Origin of the sequence: Faecalicatena fissicatena (assembly GCF_016900595.1) — a bacterium.
Classification (GTDB): Bacteria; Bacillota; Clostridia; order Lachnospirales; family Lachnospiraceae; genus Claveliimonas; species Claveliimonas intestinigallinarum.
Map to the genome: position 1 here is coordinate 182,750 of NZ_JACLYY010000001.1, position 22,937 is coordinate 205,686.

The 22,937-nt window shown below is 55.2% G+C and carries 23 protein-coding genes; 1 reads left to right on the forward strand and 22 read right to left on the reverse strand.

Annotated elements, in window-relative coordinates:
* Positions 1–13: 13 nt before the first annotated feature.
* The 5 genes from H7U36_RS00955 to H7U36_RS00975 form a co-directional block, all read right to left on the reverse strand.
* Complete coding sequence (locus H7U36_RS00955; RefSeq protein ID WP_138303152.1) at positions 14–1,942, reverse strand: YgiQ family radical SAM protein; 1,929 nt, start codon at positions 1,940–1,942, stop codon at positions 14–16.
* A complete protein-coding gene (locus H7U36_RS00960) occupies positions 1,939–2,658 on the reverse strand; it encodes a pseudouridine synthase (RefSeq protein ID WP_205147565.1) in 720 nt (239 codons plus the stop codon). The genes H7U36_RS00955 and H7U36_RS00960 overlap by 4 nt, the downstream gene beginning before the upstream one ends.
* Positions 2,655–4,049: an RsmF rRNA methyltransferase first C-terminal domain-containing protein gene (locus tag H7U36_RS00965; RefSeq protein WP_205147564.1), complete on the reverse strand. Its 1,395-nt coding sequence runs from the start codon at positions 4,047–4,049 to the stop codon at positions 2,655–2,657. Before H7U36_RS00965 ends, H7U36_RS00960 begins: the two co-directional genes overlap by 4 nt.
* Positions 4,050–4,117: 68 nt before the next feature.
* Positions 4,118–4,831, reverse strand: a complete 714-nt coding sequence (locus H7U36_RS00970; protein WP_243425672.1) for a M23 family metallopeptidase — start codon at positions 4,829–4,831, stop codon at positions 4,118–4,120.
* A gap of 56 nt (positions 4,832–4,887) precedes the next feature.
* Positions 4,888–6,336: an aminoacyl-histidine dipeptidase gene (locus H7U36_RS00975; RefSeq protein ID WP_205147563.1), complete on the reverse strand. Its 1,449-nt coding sequence runs from the start codon at positions 6,334–6,336 to the stop codon at positions 4,888–4,890.
* A 129-nt stretch (positions 6,337–6,465) separates the two neighbouring features.
* On the opposite strand from H7U36_RS00975, the gene H7U36_RS00980 reads away from it, so the two are divergent.
* On the forward strand, positions 6,466–7,428 hold the full coding sequence (locus tag H7U36_RS00980) for a hypothetical protein (RefSeq protein ID WP_033125233.1): 963 nt from the start codon (positions 6,466–6,468) through the stop codon (positions 7,426–7,428).
* Between the two features lie 7 nt (positions 7,429–7,435).
* Here the strand turns inward: H7U36_RS00980 and H7U36_RS00985 are convergent, their stop codons facing one another.
* The 17 genes from H7U36_RS00985 to ruvB all read right to left on the reverse strand — a co-directional run bounded on the left by H7U36_RS00985 (position 7,436) and on the right by ruvB (position 22,937).
* A complete protein-coding gene (locus H7U36_RS00985) occupies positions 7,436–8,062 on the reverse strand; it encodes an ATPase (RefSeq protein ID WP_033125232.1) in 627 nt (208 codons plus the stop codon).
* Positions 8,059–8,556: a pantetheine-phosphate adenylyltransferase gene (gene coaD / locus H7U36_RS00990; protein WP_033125231.1), complete on the reverse strand. Its 498-nt coding sequence runs from the start codon at positions 8,554–8,556 to the stop codon at positions 8,059–8,061. Before coaD ends, H7U36_RS00985 begins: the two co-directional genes overlap by 4 nt.
* Complete coding sequence (gene rsmD, locus H7U36_RS00995) at positions 8,550–9,119, reverse strand: 16S rRNA (guanine(966)-N(2))-methyltransferase RsmD (protein WP_033125230.1); 570 nt, start codon at positions 9,117–9,119, stop codon at positions 8,550–8,552. The genes coaD and rsmD overlap by 7 nt, the downstream gene beginning before the upstream one ends.
* 220 nt (positions 9,120–9,339) lie before the next feature.
* Complete coding sequence (locus H7U36_RS01000; RefSeq protein WP_033125229.1) at positions 9,340–9,546, reverse strand: alpha/beta-type small acid-soluble spore protein; 207 nt, start codon at positions 9,544–9,546, stop codon at positions 9,340–9,342.
* A 63-nt stretch (positions 9,547–9,609) separates the two neighbouring features.
* Positions 9,610–11,640, reverse strand: a complete 2,031-nt coding sequence (gene recG, locus H7U36_RS01005) for an ATP-dependent DNA helicase RecG (RefSeq protein ID WP_138303155.1) — start codon at positions 11,638–11,640, stop codon at positions 9,610–9,612.
* A gap of 85 nt (positions 11,641–11,725) precedes the next feature.
* Complete coding sequence (locus tag H7U36_RS01010) at positions 11,726–13,384, reverse strand: fatty acid kinase ATP-binding subunit FakA (RefSeq protein ID WP_207750568.1); 1,659 nt, start codon at positions 13,382–13,384, stop codon at positions 11,726–11,728.
* Between the two features lie 44 nt (positions 13,385–13,428).
* A complete protein-coding gene (locus H7U36_RS01015; protein WP_033125226.1) occupies positions 13,429–13,788 on the reverse strand; it encodes an Asp23/Gls24 family envelope stress response protein in 360 nt (119 codons plus the stop codon).
* A 147-nt stretch (positions 13,789–13,935) separates the two neighbouring features.
* Positions 13,936–14,121, reverse strand: a complete 186-nt coding sequence (gene rpmB, locus H7U36_RS01020; protein WP_076777440.1) for a 50S ribosomal protein L28 — start codon at positions 14,119–14,121, stop codon at positions 13,936–13,938.
* A 114-nt stretch (positions 14,122–14,235) separates the two neighbouring features.
* Positions 14,236–14,388 carry a hypothetical protein gene (locus H7U36_RS01025; protein ID WP_171031513.1) on the reverse strand — a complete coding sequence of 51 codons (153 nt, stop codon included), beginning with the start codon at positions 14,386–14,388 and terminating at the stop codon, positions 14,236–14,238.
* Between the two features lie 75 nt (positions 14,389–14,463).
* Positions 14,464–14,874, reverse strand: a complete 411-nt coding sequence (locus tag H7U36_RS01030; RefSeq protein ID WP_138303157.1) for a GerW family sporulation protein — start codon at positions 14,872–14,874, stop codon at positions 14,464–14,466.
* 21 nt (positions 14,875–14,895) lie between these two features.
* Positions 14,896–15,945: a DUF2953 domain-containing protein gene (locus H7U36_RS01035; RefSeq protein ID WP_205155606.1), complete on the reverse strand. Its 1,050-nt coding sequence runs from the start codon at positions 15,943–15,945 to the stop codon at positions 14,896–14,898.
* Positions 15,946–15,964: 19 nt separating this feature from the next.
* Complete coding sequence (locus H7U36_RS01040) at positions 15,965–16,288, reverse strand: hypothetical protein (RefSeq protein WP_033125223.1); 324 nt, start codon at positions 16,286–16,288, stop codon at positions 15,965–15,967.
* Positions 16,289–16,306: 18 nt separating this feature from the next.
* A complete protein-coding gene (locus H7U36_RS01045) occupies positions 16,307–17,650 on the reverse strand; it encodes a peptidoglycan D,D-transpeptidase FtsI family protein (RefSeq protein ID WP_243425686.1) in 1,344 nt (447 codons plus the stop codon).
* Between the two features lie 37 nt (positions 17,651–17,687).
* Complete coding sequence (locus H7U36_RS01050; protein ID WP_205155607.1) at positions 17,688–19,163, reverse strand: FtsW/RodA/SpoVE family cell cycle protein; 1,476 nt, start codon at positions 19,161–19,163, stop codon at positions 17,688–17,690.
* 8 nt (positions 19,164–19,171) lie between these two features.
* Entirely contained in the window at positions 19,172–21,394 is a 2,223-nt protein-coding gene (locus tag H7U36_RS01055) for a U32 family peptidase (RefSeq protein ID WP_205155608.1), read from the reverse strand.
* A gap of 54 nt (positions 21,395–21,448) precedes the next feature.
* Positions 21,449–21,862, reverse strand: coding sequence for a cell division protein ZapA (gene zapA / locus H7U36_RS01060; protein WP_033125221.1), 414 nt, complete (start codon positions 21,860–21,862; stop codon positions 21,449–21,451).
* Positions 21,863–21,929: 67 nt separating this feature from the next.
* The gene (gene ruvB / locus H7U36_RS01065) at positions 21,930–22,937 is read right to left on the reverse strand and encodes a Holliday junction branch migration DNA helicase RuvB (RefSeq protein WP_033125220.1); all 1,008 of its coding nucleotides are present in this window, start codon (positions 22,935–22,937) and stop codon (positions 21,930–21,932) included.

The window sequence follows — 22,937 nt, forward strand, 5'->3', positions numbered from 1 at the left end:
TATCTATACTTATCTATATGGTTTTCTTTCTATGTATATTGCGGATCGTCTTTTTCTTTCCCCTCTTTCCGGCCTTTCTCTCCCCCTGGCCGGCCGGAGCGTACTGCTTTATGCGTCTGCCCGCGCCCTCTTCCTTATCCTTTGGTCTTCTTGGACGGATCAGACATTTCTTATCAAATCCCACCAGATCCATCCGCCCCGCTTTTTTCAGAGCCTCCAGAACCAGATCATAGTTCCGCGGATCCCGGAACTGGATAAGGGCCCGCTGCATGGCCTTCTCATGCGGATTTTTCGGCACGTAGACCGGCCCCATGTCCCTCGGATCCACACCTGTGTAGTACATGCAGGTGGAGATGGTGGAGGGGGTGGGATAGAAATCCTGGACCTGCTCCGGCATAACTCCCAGATCCCGCAGGTACTCGGAAAGAGCGATGGCCTCCTTCAGGGTGGAGCCCGGGTGGGAGGACATCAGATAGGGAACCAGGTACTGCTTTTTCCCGATCTGTCGGTTGATGCTTTCGTATTTCTTTACAAAGGACTGGTACACGCTGTTCTTTGGCTTCCCCATCCTATCAAGGACCGGGTCCGCAATATGCTCCGGGGCCACCTTGAGCTGTCCGCTCACATGGTACTGGCACAGCTCCCGGAGGAAGGTGTCGTCCCTGTCGGCCATCACATAGTCGAACCGGATGCCGGAGCGGATAAACACCTTCTTCACACCGGGCACCTCTCTCAGTTTCCGTAATAATTTTACGTAGTCCTTATGGCTCACCTCCAGGTTTTTGCAGGGTTCTGGAAAGAGACACTGCTTTTTGCTGCATACGCCCTTTGTGAGCTGCTTTTTGCAGGAGGGCTGCCGGAAATTGGCAGTGGGCCCGCCCACGTCGTGAATGTACCCTTTGAAATCCGGATCCTCCGTCATCCCCTTTGCCTCTGTCAGAAGGGATTTATGGCTTCTCGTCTGGAGGATGCGGCCCTGGTGAAAGGTCAGGGCGCAGAAGCTGCAGCCCCCGAAGCATCCCCTGTTGCTGACCAGGGAGAACTTTACCTCCTGGATGGCCGGGATACCGCCCGCCTCATCGTAGGCGGGGTGCCAGGTGCGCATGTAGGGATAGCTGTACACCTGATCCATCTCCTCCTGAGTCAGGGGCTTTGCAGGCGGGTTTTGGACCACAAAGCAGTGGTCCGAGTAGGGCTCCACCAGCCTCCTGCCGGAGAAGGGATCCGTGTTGCAGTACTGGGTGTAGAAGCTTCTGGCATAATTCAGCCGGTCCTCCTTCAGCGCCTCGTAGGACGGAAGAATCACCGGGTCGTAGACACTGGAAAGATCCCGCACCTTGCAGACAGTCCCGTCAATATAGGTGATATCCCGGATGGAAAGCCCTGCGTCCAGCGCCTCCGCCACAGCGGCGATGGACCGCTCTCCCATCCCGTAGGAGATGAGGTCCGCTCCGGAGTCCAGAAGGATGGATCGCTTCAGCGTGTCGGACCAGTAGTCGTAGTGGGCCAGACGGCGCAGGCTGGCCTCAATGCCCCCCGCGATAATGGGGGTATGCTTGTACACCTGACGGATCAGATTGCAGTATACAACCACGGCGTAATCAGGACGCTTTCCCATGACACCGCCAGGTGAAAAGGCGTCCGTGCGGCGCCTCTTTTTTGCCACTGTGTAGTGGTTGACCATGGAGTCCATGTTCCCCGCTGACACGAGAAAGGCGAGCCTTGGCTCCCCGAACTCCATGATGCTTTCCCGCCTGCGCCAGTCCGGCTGGGGCAGGATACACACTTTATATCCAAGGGACTCTAAAAGTCTGGTGATGATGGCATGGCCAAAGGAGGGGTGATCCACATAGGCATCGCCGGACACATAGACGAAATCCGGCTGGCTCCATCCTCTGTCCTCCATCTCTTTTCTGGAAATCGGTAAAAATCCCTGCTTCATTCTTCTTTCAACCTCTTGATCTCTTCCTCGGTGAGGGGCCGGTACTCTCCCGGTTTCAGGCTTTCATCCAGCCTAAGTGGCCCCATGGACTCCCGCTTCAGGTAGACTACCTCCATGCCCTGCGCGTGGAACATCCTCTTGACCTGGTGGAACTTGCCCTCCCGTATGGTGAGGCGCACACGGGACAGGTCCCGCCCCGCCTCCAGGATTTCCAGATCGGCGGGCATAGTGACAAGAGGCTCCTCCCTGGTCCCGATGTCCACTCCCTCCCGGAAGGCTTTCTTTGTCTGCTCTGTCGCGCGGCCGTCCACCTCCGCGTAGTAGGTCTTATCCACATGGCGTCTGGGGGACAGGAGGCGGTGGGACAGCTCCCCGTCGTTTGTGATGAGGAGAAGCCCCTCCGTATCCCTGTCAAGGCGTCCTACAGGGAAGAGATCCTTTCTCTTCTTATCCTGTATCAAGTCCAGGACAGTCCTGTCCCTTTTGTCCTCCGTGGCGGAGACGACACCGCCCGGCTTGTTGAGCATATAATACTCCATTTTTGCATAGGCGACCTCTATTCCGTCCAGGCAGACCTGGTCTCCTTCGCTCACCTTGCGCTCCGGGGAGCGGACCGTCTCGCCGTTGACAGTGACAGCCCCTCTGCGGATCTGTTTTTTTACCTCCTGGCGGGTGCCCTCACCCATGTCAGCCAGGTATTTATCTAATCTTATCATAGGGACTGCCATCTCCAGCCTGGCAGATATTTGTTCTTGAGTGTTCCTCCGGACAGCTTTCCCCATCCAAGCGGATAGCCGTCCACGCAGAAGAGATGCCAGCCCTTCTGCGCTGTGGAGGTCTTGTCTTCCACATCCAGGGTCTCCCCCTTCAGGTAGCGGATCACCCGCTCGTCGCTGCAGGGGAGGCTGATAACCTGGTCAAACTCCTCCGCCCGGAGCGCCATGGCCATAGCCTGGCTGGGCTCGAAGCGGTTCTTCTTGAGTTCGCCCAGGAGAAGGCCTGTCCGCAGGAAGCGAAGTCCCCGGATATCGGAAAGCCCTTCTGGCATATAATAAACCCTTTCGCCGTGAATATCCAGTCTGTCCGGACTTAAATCTATCTTAAGTTTCTCTAAAAACTTTTCCAGCTCCTCCGGCAGCCTTCTGCTCCTCCGTCTGGGTGGCTCCTTCCCTTCACTGCCTTTTTTCGGAGCCTGCTCCCCCTTCTGGAGGAGGGCCAGGAAATGCCCTTCCCCGTGCATCCTGTGGGGGAAGATGCGAACCGTGTCAGCCAGAGAGGGATCCGCCCCTTTTGCCAGCTCCGGTCTTCCGGGGGCAAAGCCCTGGTAGGGCTCTATGGGGCAGACGTGAAATTCCGGCCTCTCTCTTAAGAGGTGGGCAATGACCTCCTCGTTCTCCGACGGGTCAAAGGTGCAGGTGGAATAGAGCATCATGCCCCCCTCCCGCAGCATGGAGGCTGCCTGCAGGATGATATTCTTCTGTATCTTTGAGAAAAAGGCGGGGCCGTGCTCCTCCCACGCCTTTACCATCTTTTTGTCCTTGCGGAACATCCCCTCCCCGGAGCAGGGGGCGTCAATAAGGATCTTGTCAAAGAATTCTGGGAAAAATTCCGCCAGGCGTCCCGGCTCCTCGCTGGACACAAGTACGTTTCCGATGCCGAAGAGCTCAATGTTCTTTAGGAGCCCCTTGGCCCGGGAGCTGCTGATGTCGTTGGCCGCCAGAAGGCCCCTTCCCCGGAGCTTGGCCCCCAGCTCCGTAGCCTTGCCGCCCGGGGCCGCGCACAGGTCCAGTACTCTGTCCCCTGGCTCCACCGGGAGACGGCTGGCAGGGGTCATGGCGCTTGGCTCCTGGAGGTAGTAGAGGCCGGCGAAATAGTAGGGATGGCGTGCCGGAGACACCTCCTCCCCGTTGTAGTAAAAGCCGTTTTCGATCCAGGGCACCTGCCGGATCTCAAAGGGGCAGATCCGCCGGAAATCCTCTACGGATATTTTCTTTGTGTTGACCCGGAGCCCGTAATACCGGGGTTCGTCGTAGCAGGCTATATAGGATGGGAATTCATCGCCCAGAAGGCGCTGCATTTTCTCTTCAAACTCAGATGGGAGCTTCATGTTTTTCCTCCGTTTTTTGTCTCGTAGTCATCTGATAAAGTATAACACAGATGGGCGGATTACACCAGCTAAGAATATTGGTATTTCAGCCTGCTGCTCTCCAGGAACCGCAGCAGATAGTAGGGGTTGACGCTGATCTCCTCCCCCGTCCCCCAGGAGTAGATGCCCAGGTGGAGGTGCACGTCGAACTCCCCCTTCGTCCCCTCGGGGCCATACCCGGAGTCCCCCATAAAGCCCAGGAGCTGTCCCGCCTTCACGGTATCCCCCTCCTTGATGTCCGCATAGGAGTCCAGGTGGGCATAGTAGTAGTAGACACCGTGAGGCGAGGTGATGCCGATCCGCCACCCGCCCAGCTCCAGCCAGCCAAGATTGGTGACAGTCCCATCAGATATACTGACAATGGGATAGAGCCCCCGCTCGTTTCTGGCAGCCATGATGTCTGTCCCCTCATGACTGCTCTTCTCCTTGTAATTTCGTTCGTACATCCAGGAATTCACATAGGATACAGAAAGGGAGGGATCCAGGGAGGACGCGGGCACAGGAAAGTACACGCTGTCCTCCTCCACCTGCCGCAGGAAGGTGCGGCACTCCTCTGAGAGCAGCTTCCTGTCCTTTTGCATTTGAGGGGAAAAGAAATCCTGCCTGTAGGATGGCGAGGAGATCCTCCTGCCGGCCAGGGTGTTCTGCCGTCCTGTCTCCAGCAGGCACCGGGCGCCCAGAGTGCAGAAAAAAGAAAATAGTAATACAAGAAGGAGCAGCCGTTCGGCTCTTATTTGTCTCAACGCAAAACTCCTTTTTGTATTACTATATGACTGGCCGTATGTATTTTAGTAGCTGCCTATCTGCATTTTGCCAGGACTGCCTTCAGGTAGTCGTAGCATCTTTTTGTGGACGCGATGTCCAGTCTCTCCCGGACGGAGTGAACGTCCGGAATGTCCGGCCCGAAGGAAACGCAGTCAAGGTCCGGGCGTTTGCCGAGGAAGAGACCGCACTCCAGTCCGGCGTGGATGGTGATGACCTTGGGATCCTCCCCGTACATCTGCCTGTAGGTATCTACCATGATCTCACGCAGAGGCGAGTGCTCCTTGTACATCCACCCCGGGTAATCGCTGTCCGCCGTGAAGTCGCCGCCGCACAGAGCCGCCAGAGTCCGAAGCCTGTCCGCCAGCGCTTCTTTCTTGCTGTCCACGGAGCTGCGCACGAGGGCGTGAATGGTGAGGATATCCCCCTTCATGGAGGCCACGCCTGGGTTGAGGGAGGTCTCTACAAGTCCCTCCAGTCCCCGGCTGTAGGCCTGGGGGCCGTTGGGCATAAGATAGAGATAGTCGATGATCTGAGTGGTCCGCTCCGGCGAGGCGGCGGAGAGCTCCTGCCCTTGGGCTCCCTCCACAGTCACCTTCAGCCCCGGCTCATCCCCCATAAATTCCACGTCCCAGGTCTCCTTCATGGCCTGCGCTTCTTTTTCAAGCTTCTCCAGGCCGCCCTCAGCTACCAGAAGGGTGGCGGTACAGTCCATGGCAATGACGTTCTCCTTGCTGCCGCCCTCCAGGCTTACAAGGCGCAGGCCGGCGTCTCTGTTCAGCCTGTGGAGGAGCTGTCCCATCAGCTTCAGGGCGTTGCCCTTTTGCATGTGGATCTCCGCCCCGGAGTGCCCTCCCTTCAGCCCGGAAATCCGCAGCTTTACAGCCAGGCCTTTATCCGGCTGTGGATCAAGGGAAAAGGAGGTGCGGCAGGTGATGCCGCCGGCGCATCCGCAGGTCAGATAGCCCTCCTCCTCCGAGTCGATATTGATCAGCTTTGTGCCCTTCAAGAGGGTCAGGTCTGCGGCCATAGCACCTCCCATGCCGGTCTCCTCGTCTGTCGTAAAGAGAGCCTCCAGGGGCGGGTGGGGAATATCCTTGCTGTCCAGGAGAGCCAGAGCCATGGCGATGGCAATTCCGTCATCGCCTCCCAGGGTAGTGTTCCTGGCTTTTACAAAGCCCTCCTCCGTATACAGATCCAGCCCGTCCTTTGTAAAGTCGTGGTCTGAGTCCTCGGTCTTGTCGCAGACCATGTCCAGATGGCCCTGGATGATCACCGGGTCGCTTCCTTCATAGCCCTCTGTCCCGCTTTTCCGGATGATCACATTGTTCGCCTCGTCCTGGAGCACCTCCAGTCCACGCTCCTTTGCGAAGCGGACGCAGTAGTCGCTGATCCGCTTTGTATCAAATGTGCCGTGAGGGATGCTGCACAGCTCCTCAAAAAAATGAAAGACTGCCTTTGGTTCCAGGTTGTCAAGTACTGCCATTGTCTTATCTCCTTTATGTGTGATTTGAATGTAAATTCGTCTTTCTCTATTGTGTCACGGAATACATAAAAAAGCAAGCCGCGCCATAAAATAAACCAGATCCTTCCGGAAAAGCCGAGGTGCCTGTCCATGAAACGCCGTCTCTTCACGCTGGCCGTCATAGTATTTTTCTTTATTATGCTCCTCTTTCCGGGCCCTGTGTTCAGGGGGGCAAGCCAAGGGATCCTGCTTTGGTTTCAGACTGTCCTTCCCACTCTTCTCCCCTTTATGATCGCCGCCAACCTGATGGTTCGGACCAATGCAGTCCACTGTATCTCCCGGCTGGCAGGAGGGCTTCTGGGCAGGGCGCTGAAGGTGTCGGACTGCGGGGCCTTTGCGGTTATAGCCGGTTTCCTGTGCGGCTACCCCATGGGCGCCAAAGTGACGGCAGATCTTCTGCGGGAGGGGAAAATCTGCCGGGAGGAGGCTGCCTATCTTCTGTCCTTTTGCAACAACACAAGCCCTATGTTCATTGTCAGCTATGTGGTCATGCAGAACATCGGTAAGCAGGCTCTGTTTGTCCCTTCAGTGGCCATCCTCCTTCTCTCCCCTCTTCTGTGCAGCCGCGTCTTTTACCGGATATTCCGGGGGAGATGGGCGCCGGGCCTGGACCGGCGGGGAAAATTCAAAAGCCCTCCCGGCGCCAGGAGCGCGCCCTTCTCCTTCGACGTGCTGGACGCCTGTATTATGGACAGCTTTGACTCCATCACAAGGGTGGGAGGGTACATTATGCTTTTTTCCGTCTTCACGGAGCTGGCTTTCCTGCTCCCGGGGACCGGAGGTTCCCTGTCAGTGTGCCTCTTTTCTTTTCTGGAGATCACGGCGGGCGTTCCCATGCTGGCTGCTCTCCAGGTATCCTTCCCTCTGCGGTGGGTACTGGTCATGGCCCTCACCTCCTTCGGAGGCTTCTGCGCGTCCGCCCAGACCTACAGCATGATCCAGGGGACAGGACTGAGAATTTCCGCCTATCTGACAGAAAAGCTGGCCACCGCAGGGGTGACCAGCTGTATGTGTGCTGTCTTTCTCTATGTATCCGAAAGGGGGCTGCTGTAGGCTTTGCCTACTCCAGCTCTATATCGTCCTCTTCGTAGTCCTCCTCCGGCTCCTCGGGAGTGCCGTACTCAGCCTCCAGCCCTCTTGAGGACTGATCCGGGATCTCCAGCTCTGAGCGGTTGTTGCGGACCATGTCGTAGCACTCCTGGAGGGAGTTGACAAGTCCGTCGTATTTGGTAGTGTAGCTGTCCAGCGTGTGGCCGATGATACTCTCCGCGTTTGCCAGCAGGTCGTCTGTGTACTGCATGGCGCCGATGCGGATGTCGTTGGCATCGTTTGTAGCATTGTCCAGTATCTGTTGAGCCTGCTCTGTGGCGGCGGTGACGATCTCATTTGCCTGGGCGTAGGCCTGCTGCATGATCTCGTGCTCGCTGACCAGCTCGGATGTCTGAATCTGGGCCTCCTGGAGCATGCTGTCAGCCTTTGCCTGGGCGTCGGCCAGGATGGCATCTTTATTTGCAATGATCTTCTGATAGCGCTTGATCTCGTCCGGAGTCTTCATGCGGAGTTCGCGGAGAAGCTCGTCTATCTGATCCTTGTTTACAATGATCTTAGTGGTGGACAGAGGCTGAAATTTGCAACTGTCGATGTACTCCTCGATCTCTTCGATAATCTGTTCAATACGGCTGCTCATAATTTACACTCTCCTTTTTTATCCATTTTTTCCTGCATCCGCTCTATCACGATATGAGGCACAAACTGTGAGATGTCTCCCCCGAAAGCGGCCACTTCCTTCACTGTGCTGGAGCTCAGGTAAGAATACTCCAGGCTGGTGGTCAGGAAGATCGTCTCCAGCTCCGGCTCCAGCTTGTGGTTGGTCTGGGCCATCTGGAGCTCGTACTCGAAATCGGTAATGGCACGAAGTCCCCTTACTACCATCTGCGCTTCCATTTTTCTCACAAATTCTACCAGCAGTCCCTCAAATGGAATGACTTTTACATTTGGAATATTTTCCACTGTTTTCTCTAGTATTTTAACACGTTCTTCTACGGAAAACAACGGACTTTTTGCGTTATTTACCAATACTCCGACGATTAATTCGTCCACCAGTTTCGCGGATCTGGTTATGATGTCCAGATGGCCGAATGTGACCGGGTCAAAGCTGCCCGGATAAACCGCTCTTAACATATCTCTTTCCTCCCTGACGGCTCTATGAACACGTGCTTGTTTGTCTTGTACACTTTCTCCTTTATGATCTGAAATCCCAGGTCATCCAGATAGTCGAAGGAAGTCTCCCTGGAGGCCTCCACGATGATCACCCCCTGGTGGGCCAGAAGGTCGGACTCTGACAGGTAGGTGAGAACCTGCTTTTCCAGCTCCCTGTTGTAGGGTGGATCCATGAAAATATAGTCAAACTGCTTCTCCCCCTCCAGGCGGTAGAGGGCCGTCATTACGTCAGAGGAGATGGTGAGGGCCCTGCGCTCCAGGCGGGTGTGCTTCAGATTGTCCTTGATGCAGGCCATGGCCTTTGGGTTCTTCTCCACGAATACAGCCTCCATGGCGCCCCGGCTTAGGGCTTCGATGCCGATCCCGCCGCTGCCGGCAAAGAGATCCAGAAAAATACAGTCATAGAGGTAGGGGGCCAGCATATTAAAGAGAGTCTCCTTTATGCGGTCCGTTGTGGGACGGGTGTCAAGCCCGTCCAGGGTTTTCAGCTGCAGGCTCCGCGCGGTCCCGGCGATCACACGCATGAAATCACATCCTTTTACTTCATTTCAGACGTAATACTTTTAAAAAGTATTACGTCTGAAATTATACTAACTGGTGCATAATTGTGTCAACAGGAATAAACAAAAAGCACCCGACAGATATTATTTCAATCTGCCGGACGCTTTTCGGTTTCATATTTCAGAATTTTCGCAGGTATTGATACACTTTATTTCAGATACCGTTTTGAGCTGGATTTTCAGCCTATTTTCCGGCCATCTGTCTCTCCTGCTGCTCGATCATCTTCTTTACCATATATCCGCCAACAGAGCCGTTCTGTCTGGAAGTCAGGTCGCCGTTGTAGCCGTCTGTGAGCGGTACGCCAAGCTCGCTTGCCACCTCGTATTTGAATTTGTCCAGTGCGCCCTTTGCCTCAGGCACTGCTGCTTTGTTAGATGAACGATTAGTCATTTTTATACTCCTCCTTTTTTGTAACATTTTGTTTTGTTGTTACACCGATAGTATATGGAGGATTTACAATATTACACTAGTATTTCCTGCATGCTTTTCCATTTTTTTCAACCATTCGGAGCCGGCGGCCTCCGGGGAAGAGACGGCCTCGTTCGCCATCTGAAGGAGCCGTGCGTCCTGGAACACATCCCCTAGCTTAAAGTTCATCAGGCCGCTCTGGCGGATGCCGAACAGATCCCCAGGTCCCCGCAGCTTCAGGTCCTCAGCCGCTATCTTGAAGCCGTCGTTGCTTTTGTTTAAAATGTCCAGCCGCTTCTTCGTCTCCTCGTCGTGGGAGCCGGTCATGAAAATGCAGTAGGACTGGTATTTTCCACGGCCCACACGTCCCCGCAGCTGATGGAGCTGGGCCAGTCCGAAGCGCTCCGCGTTCTCCACCATCATGACCGTGGCGTTGGGCACGTTGATACCCACCTCGATGACTGTGGTGGAGACGAGGACCTGGATCTGGCCGCTGCCAAACCGCTCCATGATCTCATCCTTCTGGGCCTGTTTCATCTTCCCGTGGAGGTAGTCCACGGTGATGCCCTCTCCCAGCTCCTCCTGCAGCATGGCGGCGTAGTCCGTCACATTTTCCACCTCCAGGTGCTCGCTCTCCTCCACCATGGGGCAGATAATGTAGCACTGGCGCCCTTCTTCCACCTGCTTTTCTATAAAGCGGTAAGCGGTCTTCCGGTAGCCTGTGTCCACCACGCAGTTCTTGATGGGCAGCCGGTCAGAGGGCAGCTCGTCGATGACGGAGATGTCCAGATCCCCGTACAGAATGATGGCCAGCGTCCGCGGAATGGGGGTGGCGCTCATGACAAGGATGTGGGGCATCTGCCCCTTCTGTGCCAGCATCTCCCGCTGCTTTACCCCGAATCTGTGTTGCTCGTCCGTGACCACCAGGGCCAGATTTTTGTAGCCCGCCTTTTGCTGGATGAGGGCGTGGGTGCCGATGATGATCTGTGCTGTCCCGTCCTCCATCCGCTGGTAGGCCTCCCGCTTTTCCCTGGCGGTCATGGATCCGGTGAGGAGCTCAGTCCGGATGGGGATGTTGTATTCCCTGAGAAGAGAAGTGATGGACTCATAGTGCTGTTTGGCCAGCACCTCAGTAGGAGCCATGAGCGCTCCCTGAAATCCGTTCAGTGCCGCTGTCATGAGAGCCAGCAGGGCGATGACCGTCTTCCCGGAGCCCACGTCTCCCTGGACAAGCCGGGACATGGAGTAATCCCTCTGCATATCTGCCAGGATCTCTCCCCAGACCCGCCTCTGGGCCCCGGTGAGCTCATAGGGCAGCTTCCGGATAAAATCATCCACCTGGGGCCTGGGCTCGATGTGAAAATCATTGCGGGCCCGGTCCGTCTCCTCCTTCAAAAGCCGCAGGGAGCAGATAAACTGGGCGAATTCCTCGAACACGAGCCTGTTCCTGGCATGGTAGTACACGTCCTTGTCTTCGGGAAAATGAATTCCTCTCAGCGCATAGTTATACTCTGCAAGCTGGTACCTGAGCCTCAGGGACTCGGGCAGCAGCTCCCGCTCCAGGGGAAGACTGTCCAGCGCCTGGCGGACTGCCTTCATGACCGCATTGTTGGACAGGCCGCTTGTCAGCGGATAGACCGGCTGCATGGTATTCAGCTTCTCTTCATATTTTGAGGAAGGATAAAAGATCTCCGGGTGCTCCATGACAAGGCCGCTCTTTTTCCTGGACACAAGTCCTCGCAGAGTGATGACTCCACCCTTTCCCAGCGTATTCCGAAGAAAAGGCATGCGGAACCAGACCACCTTCAGAGTGCCGCTGATATCTTTTACATGGAGCGTGGTCACCTGCATGGAGCGGTTCCCGGACACCTGAACCCTGCCGAAGATGGCCCCGGTGACAGTCTGCACCTTTCCCTCCACAATCTCGCTGACAGGCACCGCCTCCTCGTACACGTCGTATCCTCTGGGATAGTACTGGATCAGGTCTCCCACCGTGTGGATGCCCAGCTTTATAAAAAGTTTTTCTGTCTTGTCTCCGATCCCCTTCAGCTCATGGACCGGTGTCAGTTTGTTCATACCTCATTCACCTGCTCTTGGTTTTGTCTCCGGACAAAGAAATAACAGGCAAAATCATGCCTGCTATCTCTCTTTTGTTCTCTCTTTATTCTACAGCCAGCACGTAGTAGTAGATAGGCTGTCCGCCGTAGTGTGCGTCCACATCCACATCCGGGTATTTCTCCTCGATCTCAGCCACAAACCTCTGGGCGTCCTCCTCCTTTACTTCCTCGCCGTAATACAGGCTGATAAGCTCAGAGTCCTCGTCCACAAGCTGCTCCAGCATGTCCCTGGTAGTCTCCTCAATCTGAGTGCCCACCGCGATGATGCCGGCGTCGCCGATGCCCATGATATCTCCCTCGTGGATCTCCTTGTCATCGATCTTTGTGTCCCGGACAGCGTAGGTCACCTGCCCGGACTTCACATGGCTGATGGCATCCAGCATGGCCTCCTCGTTGGCCTTGCTGTCCGCCTCTGGCATAAAGCTGATGATGGCTGTGATGCCCTGGGGAACTGTCTTGGTGGGGATGACGATGATCTCCTTATCCTTCACAAGGGCCTTGGCCTGGTTGGCTGCCAGAACAATGTTCTTGTTGTTGGGAAGGATGAAAATGGTGTCTGCGTTCACATGATCCACAGCGTTGAGCATATCCTCGGTGCTGGGGTTCATGGTCTGGCCGCCCTCGATGATATAGTCGGCTCCCAGCTCCCGGAAAATCTCGTTCAGGCCCTCGCCGATGGAGACTGTGATAAATCCCATGGGCTTCCTCGGCTCTGCCGCGGCGGCCTTCTCCTCCTCTTCCTTCTGCTGCTTTGCCAGCTTCTCAGCATCGCGGATCAGCTTCTCCTGATGCTCCTCGCGCATATTGTCAATCTTGATGCGGGAGAGCTGTCCGTAGGTGAGGGCTTTCTGGATGGCAAGTCCGGGATCATTGGTGTGAACATGTACCTTCACCACGTCCTCGTCAGCCACACAGACGATAGAGTCGCCGATGGACTCCAGATAGGCCTTGAACTCGTGCTCATCCGCATCTGTAAATTCTTTTTCCGTCATGATAATAAATTCCGTACAGTAGCCAAACCGGATGTCCGCCGCAGACTCGGCGGCAACCTTCTGCTGCCCGGCTGCTGTCGCGCCGCCTCCCTCGGATGTGAGGGCGCTGTAGTCGACCTCCTTGCCCAGGAAAGCGTCGTAGGCTCCCTTCAGAACCTCCATAAGCCCCTGCCCGCCGGAGTCCACCACACCAGCCTCCTTCAGCACAGGAAGCATGTCCGGTGTCTTTGCCAGAACCGCATCCCCCTCCTCGATGAGGGCGGGGATAAACACCTCCAGGTCATCGGTAGTCTCCGCCAGCTCCTTCGCTTTGTCCGCAATGCCTCTGGCGACAGTGAGGATGGTCCCTTCTTTGGGCTTCATGACCGCCTTGTAGGCCGTGTCCTTGGCCCGTTCACAAGCGGCTGCCAGATTTTGTACATTGATCTCCTGTTCGTCCCGGAGAGCCTTTGTAAACCCTCTCAAAAGCTGGGATAAGATCACGCCGGAGTTCCCCCTTGCCCCTCGCAGGGAGCCGGATGAGATGGCCTTTGCCAGAGACTTCATGTCCATGTCGGCAAGCGCTGTCACTTCCTTTGCCGCCGACATAATGGTCAGCGACATGTTCGTACCCGTGTCGCCGTCCGGCACGGGAAATACGTTGAGTTCGTTGATATATTCCTTCTTCGCCTCAATATTCTGCGCCCCGGCGAGAAACATCCTGGCGAGCATATCCACACTTATAGAATTTGTAGCCACTTAAAAGTCCTCCTTAACTAATCGATGACTCTGACGCCTTCGATGTAGATATTGATTTTATCCACCGGCATACCGGAAAATTCTTCCACCCTGTACTTTACATTGCTGATCAGGTTATCCGTGACAGCAGAGATGCTCACGCCGTAGGACACGATCACATGGAAATCGATGGTGATCCGGTTGTCATCCGATATGGTAACCTGGATGCCGTGGGTGAGGCTGTCCTTTTTCAGCAGCCTGACAAGACCGTCCTTCATATTGACAGCCGCCATGCCGACGATGCCGAAGCACTCAACGGCAACAGTACCCGCATATTTCGCGATCACTTCAGGATTTACTGTTATGATACCAAGATCTGTGCTCATGCTTCCCTTCATATAATTCCCTCCAATGTTCTATTTTCATACTTTCTTAAAAGTCTGCTTAACAAAAATATTATACTCTGTTTTCCATTGTTTTACAACAAAAAAAGACTAACTTCCCACGTCTATATGGGGAAATTAGCCCTCTTTCTTACTCGCTGATTAAGCACGCTCTACTTTGCCGGATTTTAAGCAAGAAGTACATACATACATTCTCTTTGCTCCGCTCTCTGTTTTTACACGCACAGATTTTACGTTTGATTTCCACATTTTCGGTGTCTTTCTATGAGAGTGGCTGACACTGTTTCCAAAGTGAGCACCCTTTTCGCAAATAGCACATTTCGCCATGACTGCACCTCCTAACGCTCATAATAAGTCCGTTCTCCAGACTCGCAACAATGATATTCTATCAGAAGAATTTTCAAAATGCAAGCATTTCTTTTTGATTTTCCAAAATATTTCTCATTTATCGTCCCTGCAGCAAAAAAACAGCTCATATGCCGCCAGCAGACACAGGATAATGCACAGTACTTCCACAAACATATTGGGAAGCCAGATACTGATCAGCACCCCGACAGCAATCCAGAACAAGGCAAAGCCAGCCACCCGTTTCATAAGGGCACCGCCCCTTCCGCAAGGCTTCTTCCTTCTATGCTTATTCGCTCCCGCCGCCGTTCAGAACCCGGACAGTTACTTTTTCTCCTCTTCCGCCTCGTCCAGGATATCGTTCAGATCGTCCTCTGACATCTTTCCGTTTCCCTTTGCGGTAAAGCGGTCCAGCACGTCGGGCACCATGTCCAGGAGCTTGGTGATGGTATCCTGGTTTTTGATATTCACCAGTCTCGTGGTGCCGTTCTGGATGACAAGGACAGCGCTTGGAGTCATCCTGCCGCCCAGGCCTCCCGCCCCCTTCTCCTTCTTCTCACCGCTCTTGTCCCCGTTAAAGGCGCCGGCCCCCACGGCGAAGGATACATCCACAAGGGGAAGGATGATGGTGTCATTGATATGGATGGCGTCCCCCACTACTGTCCTGGAAGAGATGACCGCGTCCATTCCGTGAAACAGCGCCTCCACAGTCCCTTTGAAATTATTGTCAGCCATATTCGTTAACCTCCTGTATTTTTACGCTTTCGCCCGCAACAATCCCCGTATATCCCGGTAGGTCTCTCTCACCGCTCTGCGCCGCAGCACCTGAAAAGCCGCAAAGACAAGGCTTGCCACATACAGCCGTCCCCGCAGCACGGCTTTTCCCCGAAAGATCCGCTCCTCAAAATCAGGCTCCACCCGGACGTCTCCCGGGAGAAAGGGGTAGAGCACGGCAATTCCTGCCAGCAGCTGTCCCGTGTGGTATGGGTCTTCAAAGCCGAAACGCGCGGACAGGCTGAACTGTTTGGGCAGGACGCTCCCGAGAAGGCGGATACATTCCTTTTTCACGACATCAAACGCTTTTTTATGGGTCTCGTTGCTTAAAAACGCTGCAATCTGTTCTTTTTTTTCAGTAATCAGATTTATTTTATCACAGATCTTCTTAAAAGTACATTTTATCTTTTTAATGATCTGCCGAAGGCGCCGGCATATTTTTTCAGCTGTCCGGCGGAGCTTACTGTGCCCCCTGTCAGCCTGGGCGCCCTCTTTTTCATCATGCGCAGCGTCTTTTTCAATCCGGGCGCCTCTCTCCAGCCCTTTTTCCCCATGCGCCTCATGCCCTTCTTCATGCGCTTTCTCAGCCTGCGCAGCTGCCTTTGCAGGCGCCGGAACTGCCTCTGGCGCTTCTTCAGCTTTCTCAGCTCCCTGCTGATCCTTTTCACGTTCTTCTTCATGCTTTTCCTCCTTCTGCCGGTCCCTGCTCTCATCCTTTACCGGCCTTTCCTCTTCCGCCTTTTCCTCTTCCGCCGCTTCCGGCTCAGACTCCCGGCCCTTGGCCCGCGCTCCGCCCAGCTTCTTCCAGGCGATCCGGCCCTTTACAGAGGCATTTCCGTCCCGGAGCACAAACCGCAGCTCAACCAGGCCGAGCAGCCAGCTGATCCGCCCCTGGGCCCGCAGGTCTCTCTGCCCGCCGTCCCACTTTGCGGCGCCCTGGTAACAGAAGGGCACAAAGAGGACGATAAGGAGCGCTAATATGAGTATGCCCAGTATAGCTGCCAATATGATGCCTGCAATTTTTAAGATCAATAATAAAATGTGAAGCATATTACTCTTCCTGTTCCCTGTGGTGTATGTATCCGCACAGATCTGTTCCCATGAGGGCGTCAAAGGTCTCCTGGGCGATCCTGCGCACCAGCTCCAGAGCGTCATCGTAGTCTCCGGCTATGCCCGCGACGAGCAGCCCCTGGGATGGGTAGCCCTTCTGCAGAAGCTCCGCGGAGGAGAGGATCTCCAGCCTCTCCTGCCCGTAATCGCACAGGGCGATGAGATACACCGGCACCTGAAGCTTCCCGCGGCGCAGCCGGTGCATCACTTTTCTCTTCTTTTTTTCCATCCCTTCTGACAGATACAGATGCCTTGCGAATTTCATGGTAAACAAGCCCTCTTCCTACTGATTATAATAATAGCTGTCCAGGATCTCTTTTGCAACATCTACCGCCCTTGTGCCTCCGTCGGACTGCTCCACGATCACACAGATAGCGAGCTCGGGGTTGTCTACATCTGAAAATCCCACGAACCAGGAGTGGTTTTTGGAGGAGTCCCCGTCCGCGTACTCGGCGGTTCCGGTCTTGCCGGCCACGCTGTAGCCTGAGCCAGAGAATACGGAGCCCGTACCGTAATCTGTCACATCCTGCATGTACTCCTTCAGCTGGGCCGCCTCCTGGGAGGTCATGAGAGACCCGTAGCTGTCAGGAGACGCCTCTCTGACAATGGAGCCTGTATAGTTGGTCACCTGCTCCACCAGGTAGGGGCGCATCAGATTGCCCCCGTTTGCGATGGCAGAGGTGATGAGGGCCATATGGTAGGGGCTGACCTGGGTCTCCCCCTGTCCCATGGCTGTCATCATCCGGTCTGAGGCAGAGGCGCCGCTCTTCAGGGAAAAGCTGCTCTTGACCGGGGAGATATCGTTTCCCGGAAGGCTCTTGTTGAAGAGCAGATCCCTGGCTGTGCCCCGGTAGCTGGAAATATCCAGCGACAGGCCGATGTTGCAGAAGGATGAGTTGCAGGAGTAGGCGAAGGAGTCCGCCAGACTGACGGTTCCGTGGACCTGTCCTCCCGCGCAGGGAATGGTCACTCCATCGTAGGTAATGGAGCCGTTGCAGGTGTAGGAGTAGCTGCCGTAGTCCGCGTGCTCCCGCATGTACTCCAGAGCGGTCACGATCTTGAAGGTGGAGCCAGGCGCGTACTGTCCCTGGATGGCCCGGTTTAAAAGACGGCTGTCCGGATCGCTGTTCAGGGCGTCCCAGTTCTGCTCCACTGTGTTGGGGTCAAAGTCCGGTTTGGAGAGCATGGTCAGGATCTTCCCGGTTGTTGGCTCCAGGATCACCACAGCCCCCTTGTTGTCGCCAAGGGCATTGTAGGCTGCCTGCTGGAGGCTTGTATCCAGGGTAGTCACCACCGTGTCTCCCATATTTTTCTCATCCTGGAACTCATTGCGCAGCTTCTCCAGGAAAAAAGCGTTGGATGTTAGGAGCTCAAAGTTTTCCGTGGACTCCAGCCCGGATTTCCCCTGGGTATCGTAGCCAACCACATGGGCGTAGAGGCTGCCGTAGGGATAGCTGCGGTATTCGCTGCCGTCTTCTGCTGTCTGAGTGGAGGCCAGCACATTTCCGTCCTTGTCCAGGATGCTGCCCCGCACCACCCGGTCCGCCATGGAGTCCAGCCTGGGGTTGTAGGGACTGTTTATGATATCCTTGCTCTCCACAATATTGAAGTAGCCGATGTAGACCATCAGCACAAGGAAGAGAGCCACAAAGGCATAGGTCACCCTAGCGAACTCTTTGTTTGCTTCCCGCTTTTTCTTTTTTTCTTTCTTTTCCCGCTGTTTTAACTCTTTTTTGCCCTGACGGCTCATGGAGGCTTTTTCCTGCTGCTTCTTTTGGCGCTCTGCCTCTCTTCTGAGCTCGTAGCTTCTGTTCTTTTTTTCTTCTTTCAATGCTTTCTTCCTCGTCCTCTCTTAAGATGTAAAGTCCCTGGATGATCGCAAACATGATCAGCGTGCTGAGCATGGAGCTCCCCCCGTAGCTGACAAGGGGCAGCGTCACGCCGGTGGACGGAATGAATTTGATCACACCGCCTACATTCAGAAACACCTGAAAGATGTAACAAGTTCCCAGTCCCAGCGCCACCAGCTTGTAGAACTGGTTGTGGAGCTGCATGGCAATGTTCAGGAACATGATGTAGCAGCTCACAAATATAAGGATGAGACAGAGGGCAAAGACAAGCCCCAGCTCCTCTGCGATGGCTGAGAAAATAAAGTCCGAGTCCCGCACAGGGATGCTCTCCGGAGAGCCCTGACAAAGCCCCATGCCGAACCAGCTCCCGGTACCGATGGCAAACAGCGACTGGGCCACCTGGTAGCCTCCGTTGTCGTAGGTGCCAAAGGGGTCTCTCCACACATTGACGCGGGTCCGCACATGGGCGAACAGGTAATACCCGGCCACCGAGGCGCAGGCCCCCGCTCCGATCCCGGCCAGCATGTAGAGGGGCTGCCTGGTGGCCACATACAGCATGACCAGATACACCACAAAGATGATGAGGGCCGCTCCCAGGTCCGTGGAGATGACAAGGATCAGTACGTGGAGGGCCGCGATCATGGTGGTGATCACCACATTCTTAAACTGGGTGGACTCCTTCAGGCTGGCGGCCACATAGAATACGAAAATAATTTTCACCAGCTCCGATGGCTGGATGCTGATGCCGCCGATGGAAAAGCCAAGCTTGGCGCCGTAGGACACCTGTCCCAGCACCGCCACGACCACGAGGGACGCCATACCGGCGATGGCGTACAGCTTCCGAAGCTTCGCCAGGCCCTTCACCTTTCGGATAATGACAGGCACCACAAGGCTCAGGGCAATGCCCGCAGCCGCAAAGACAAACTGCCGCATGGCGGTGCCGTAGTCCAGCCGTGTCAGCATCACGAGGCCGACACACAGGAGCATACACATATTGTTGACCACAAGCCGCGACACTCTCGGATAGATCTTCGTGTACAGAAGGATCGTCAGCCCGAAGAGCACTACCTGGGCAAGGTACAGCCCCGCTATCCGTATGTCATCCATCTCCAGATACAGCACAAGGAAGGCGATCAGATGGAAGAGGAACATAAGGACATTCTGTCTGCGCAGCATGGCCTGCTTCCTCTGCATATCGTGATAGCCGAATATCGTGAAGCACAGGTATGTGTACATGATGATCAGTATGATGATGAGATATTTCGAAAGCTCTACTATAATATTTACCAAAGTTTCACCTACTTTACTCCCCTTTTAAAATGGCCCCGTGTAAAGCCGCCCTCCCACCGGGGCGCTTCCTCTGTGGAAAGCCACTTCCGGAACTGCTCCAGCACTTCTCTTGTCTTCTCCTTGCTCTCCCACGTAAATCCGCACAGGAGAGCCGCCGGCGCCAGAGGCTCAATCTCCTCCTTCTGTCCCAAAAGCACAAGAGGGTCTGTGTTATATATCACATTATAACAGTAAAGGCACTCACTGCGCACCATAAATTTCTTGTGGTACCGGTCTGTCATGGATGTCCAGCCCGCCTTCCCGGTACATCCCTTTGTGTGCTTGCGTATGCAGCCGGCGCTGACCATGACCGGGAGATAGCCGTACACAGGCAGGAGCATCCGGCTTTCCTCCAGGCTCTTCAGCTCCTGGGCGTTCAGCTCAAGGGGCGCCTCCAGAAAGCCGGCTCCCAGCTCCTTCCAGAACGCGGCTGCTCTCCGGTTCCAAGCGTAGGCGGAAGCCCCGGTATCCACAGGCTTTGAAAAGCCCGCTCTTTTCAAAAGCAGAAGGCTTTCCAGATTTTTCACCATAGCCCCGTCAAAATCCCGGGCCATAGCCTCCAGATTTCTGCTGTAGAAATCTTCCGCCTCACGGCGGCAGATCTCCGCCATGGAGGCATACACCTCCACCTGACGCTGCCGGGCCTTCGCAAGGAACTCATCCGCCTCTCCCCGGGCCCAGGCTGTATCGGAAAGATAGATCCTTTTCACGGCTGGGAAGGCAAGGGCGGACATGGCCTGCTCCGCGGACATGGCAGAGACAAAGAGGGGAATTTCTCCCAGAGGCCTGTCCTGCCGGGACTTACCGATGGAGAGAGCCGATCTATTTGAAAGCCCCGCTGCTGTCCCGCCAGGCCTGCGGAACCTGCCGGTGATGCTGTCACTCAGTTTTTCCAGTCCCGCCCGCCGGAGTGCGTTGAGAGCCTGGAGAGGCAGAAAAACGTCTCCCTCTGTGCAGATCTCCAGATTTTGAAAGACGAATTCTGTATTTCCTGTCTTCCGGAGCTGCTTCAGGATCTGCTCCCTGGCTAAAGGCCTGCTCTGGGCCTCCTGCACTGTGTCTCCTGTGACAGTCACCTCCGTCATCTCTCCGTCAGGGCCGGAAGATAAAGTAAGTGTAGCACTTTTTCCGGGGGAAAGTATTAATTTCCCATTAATTTTTTCCTGCAATTGTCTTTCTCTCCCCTTTTTGGGGGAAGCTTCCCTCTGCGCCTGCGCCGGCTCAGGACGGCTCAGGGACAGCATCTCCCTGCCGTTGTGGCGGGCGTAGTAGCCGTCCGTGTAGCCCCGGCGCGTGTAGGCCTCCATGAGGGCTCTTTTGTCCTCCCGCGACACCCGGAAGCGCTCCCTGTCCCCGTTCAGGGCAGCCCAGAGGTCCGTGTACCTGCGGTACATGGCGGTGACCGTCTCCACGTAGGAGGGCTGCTTCATCCGGCCCTCGATCTTAAAGGACGTGATGCCGGCCCGGATCAGCTCCGGGATCAGTTCGATGGCGCAAAGATCCTTCAGGCTTAAGAGATCCTGCTCTTTCTTTGCCTGCTCCGCCTTCCAGGGGAGACGGCAGGGCTGGGCGCACTGGCCCCGGTTTCCGCTCCGGCCGCCGATCATGCTGCTCATGAGGCAGCGCCCGGAATAGCAGTAGCACAGGGCTCCGTGTACAAAGCACTCGATCTCCAGGTCCGTCCCCTCAGCGATCCGGCGTATCTCCCCAAGAGACAGCTCCCTTGCCGGGACCACCCTTGTGACGCCCCTCTCCTCAAGAAAGGATGCGCTGACCGAGCTCGTCACAGTCATCTGGGTGCTGGCATGGATGGGAAGAAGGGGGAATTCTTCTCTTATAAATTCCATCACTCCCATGTCCTGGACAATAACCGCGTCCAGCCCCTGCCGGTAAAAGGGGAGAAGGTAGTGGTAGAGCCGGTCAAATTCTCTCTCCTTGACCAGCGTGTTGACCGTCAGATAGAGCTTTTTCCCGTGGATATGGGCATAGTCAATCCCCTCCATGAGCTCCTCCTGGGTAAAATTGGTGGCAAAGGCCCTGGCTCCAAAGCAGGAGCCTCCCGCGTAGACCGCGTCAGCCCCCGCCTCGAAGGCGCACTTCAGTATGTCCAGAGAACCGGCCGGAGCCAGGATTTCCACAGGCCCGCCCTTCTGCCCGGGTTCTCTTTTTTTCGATCGGTTCGGATGCGTCATAGCTGTCCCTCCTCTCTTTTTATCCGCCATTTAAAAAGGCTGTCCCATGACAGCCTATTTTTTCTGATTGTTCTTCATCTCTGTTTCCAGTTTGACGATCTTCATCTGAAGCTCTCTGTTCTCCTCCTTCATCCGATCCAGAGTCTTCTCCGCGTTCTCCAGTTTAATCTGCACGGAGATGAGCTCGTGCTTCAGATCGTACATCTCTTTGTCCTTTGCCTCGATATCGCTCTCCAGCGTGCCGCCCTGCTTCTTTGCCTTGAAGTAATCATCGGCAATGTTCAGCGCGAGAAGGATGCTCCTGGTCTCGGCGCTCTGCTTGCGGTATCCCTCGCTGTTCGTACACTCTTCCAATTTATGGTTCAGATAGGTAGACACTCTCTGCAGATACTCTTCGCTTTCAAATCCACTCAATGTGAATACCTTGCCCCCTATGAGAACTTCCGTATAATTTTTTGATGATGCCATAAATGACCTCCCGCCCTTTTACGTTTATCCTGCAATTCATTATAAACTATTTACATATAAAAACCAACTATTTTTCGATATTTTCAGGTGAAATTCCCAGATGCTCATAGCTGAGGGCCGTCACCACACGCCCTCTTGGCGTCCGCTGTATAAAGCCGTTCTTCAGGAGATAGGGCTCGTACACATCCTCGATGGTGCCCGCGTCCTCCCCGATGGAGGCAGCCAGTGTGTCAAGTCCCACCGGACCGCCCTGGAACTTCTCGATCATGGTGAGAAGGATGTTCCTGTCAATATGGTCCAGACCGTACTTGTCCACGTCCAGAAGGTCCAGCGCAAAGTCCGCTACCTCCTTTGTGATGACGCCGTCGTATTTCACCTGGGCAAAATCTCTCACCCGCTTGAGAAGCCGGTTGGCAAGACGGGGCGTCCCCCTGGAACGTCTGGCCAGCTCCATGGCTCCCGCCTCATCGATCTCCACCCCCAGCACAGAGGCGGAGTTCATGATAATGGTCTTCAGCTCCGACACCGTGTAAAATTCCAGGTGGTGGACTACTCCGAAGCGGTCCCTCAAGGGGGCAGTCAGCATGCCTGCCCTTGTGGTGGCTCCCACGAGGGTGAATTTGGGGAGGTCCAGGCGGATCGACCTGGCTCCAGCGCCTTTGCCGATGACAATGTCGATGGCGTAGTCCTCCATGGCCGGGTAAAGCACCTCCTCCACCTGCCGGTTCAGTCTGTGGATCTCATCCACAAAAAGCACATCCCCCTCCTGGAGATTGTTCAAAATGGCGGCCATCTCCCCCGGCTTCTCGATGGCCGGTCCGGAGGTGACCTTCAGATGAACGTTCATCTCATTGGCGATAATACCTGCCAGAGTCGTCTTTCCAAGGCCAGGCGGGCCGTAAAAGAGCACGTGGTCCAGCGCCTCCCCCCTGGCCTTTGCAGCCTCGATATAAATCTTCAGTGTGGCCTTCGCCTTCTCCTGGCCAATGTAATCCTTCAAATACTGGGGCCGGAGACTGTTTTCTATCTTAACATCTTCTTCCAGATTTTCTGTTGTGATAATTCTTCGTGTCAT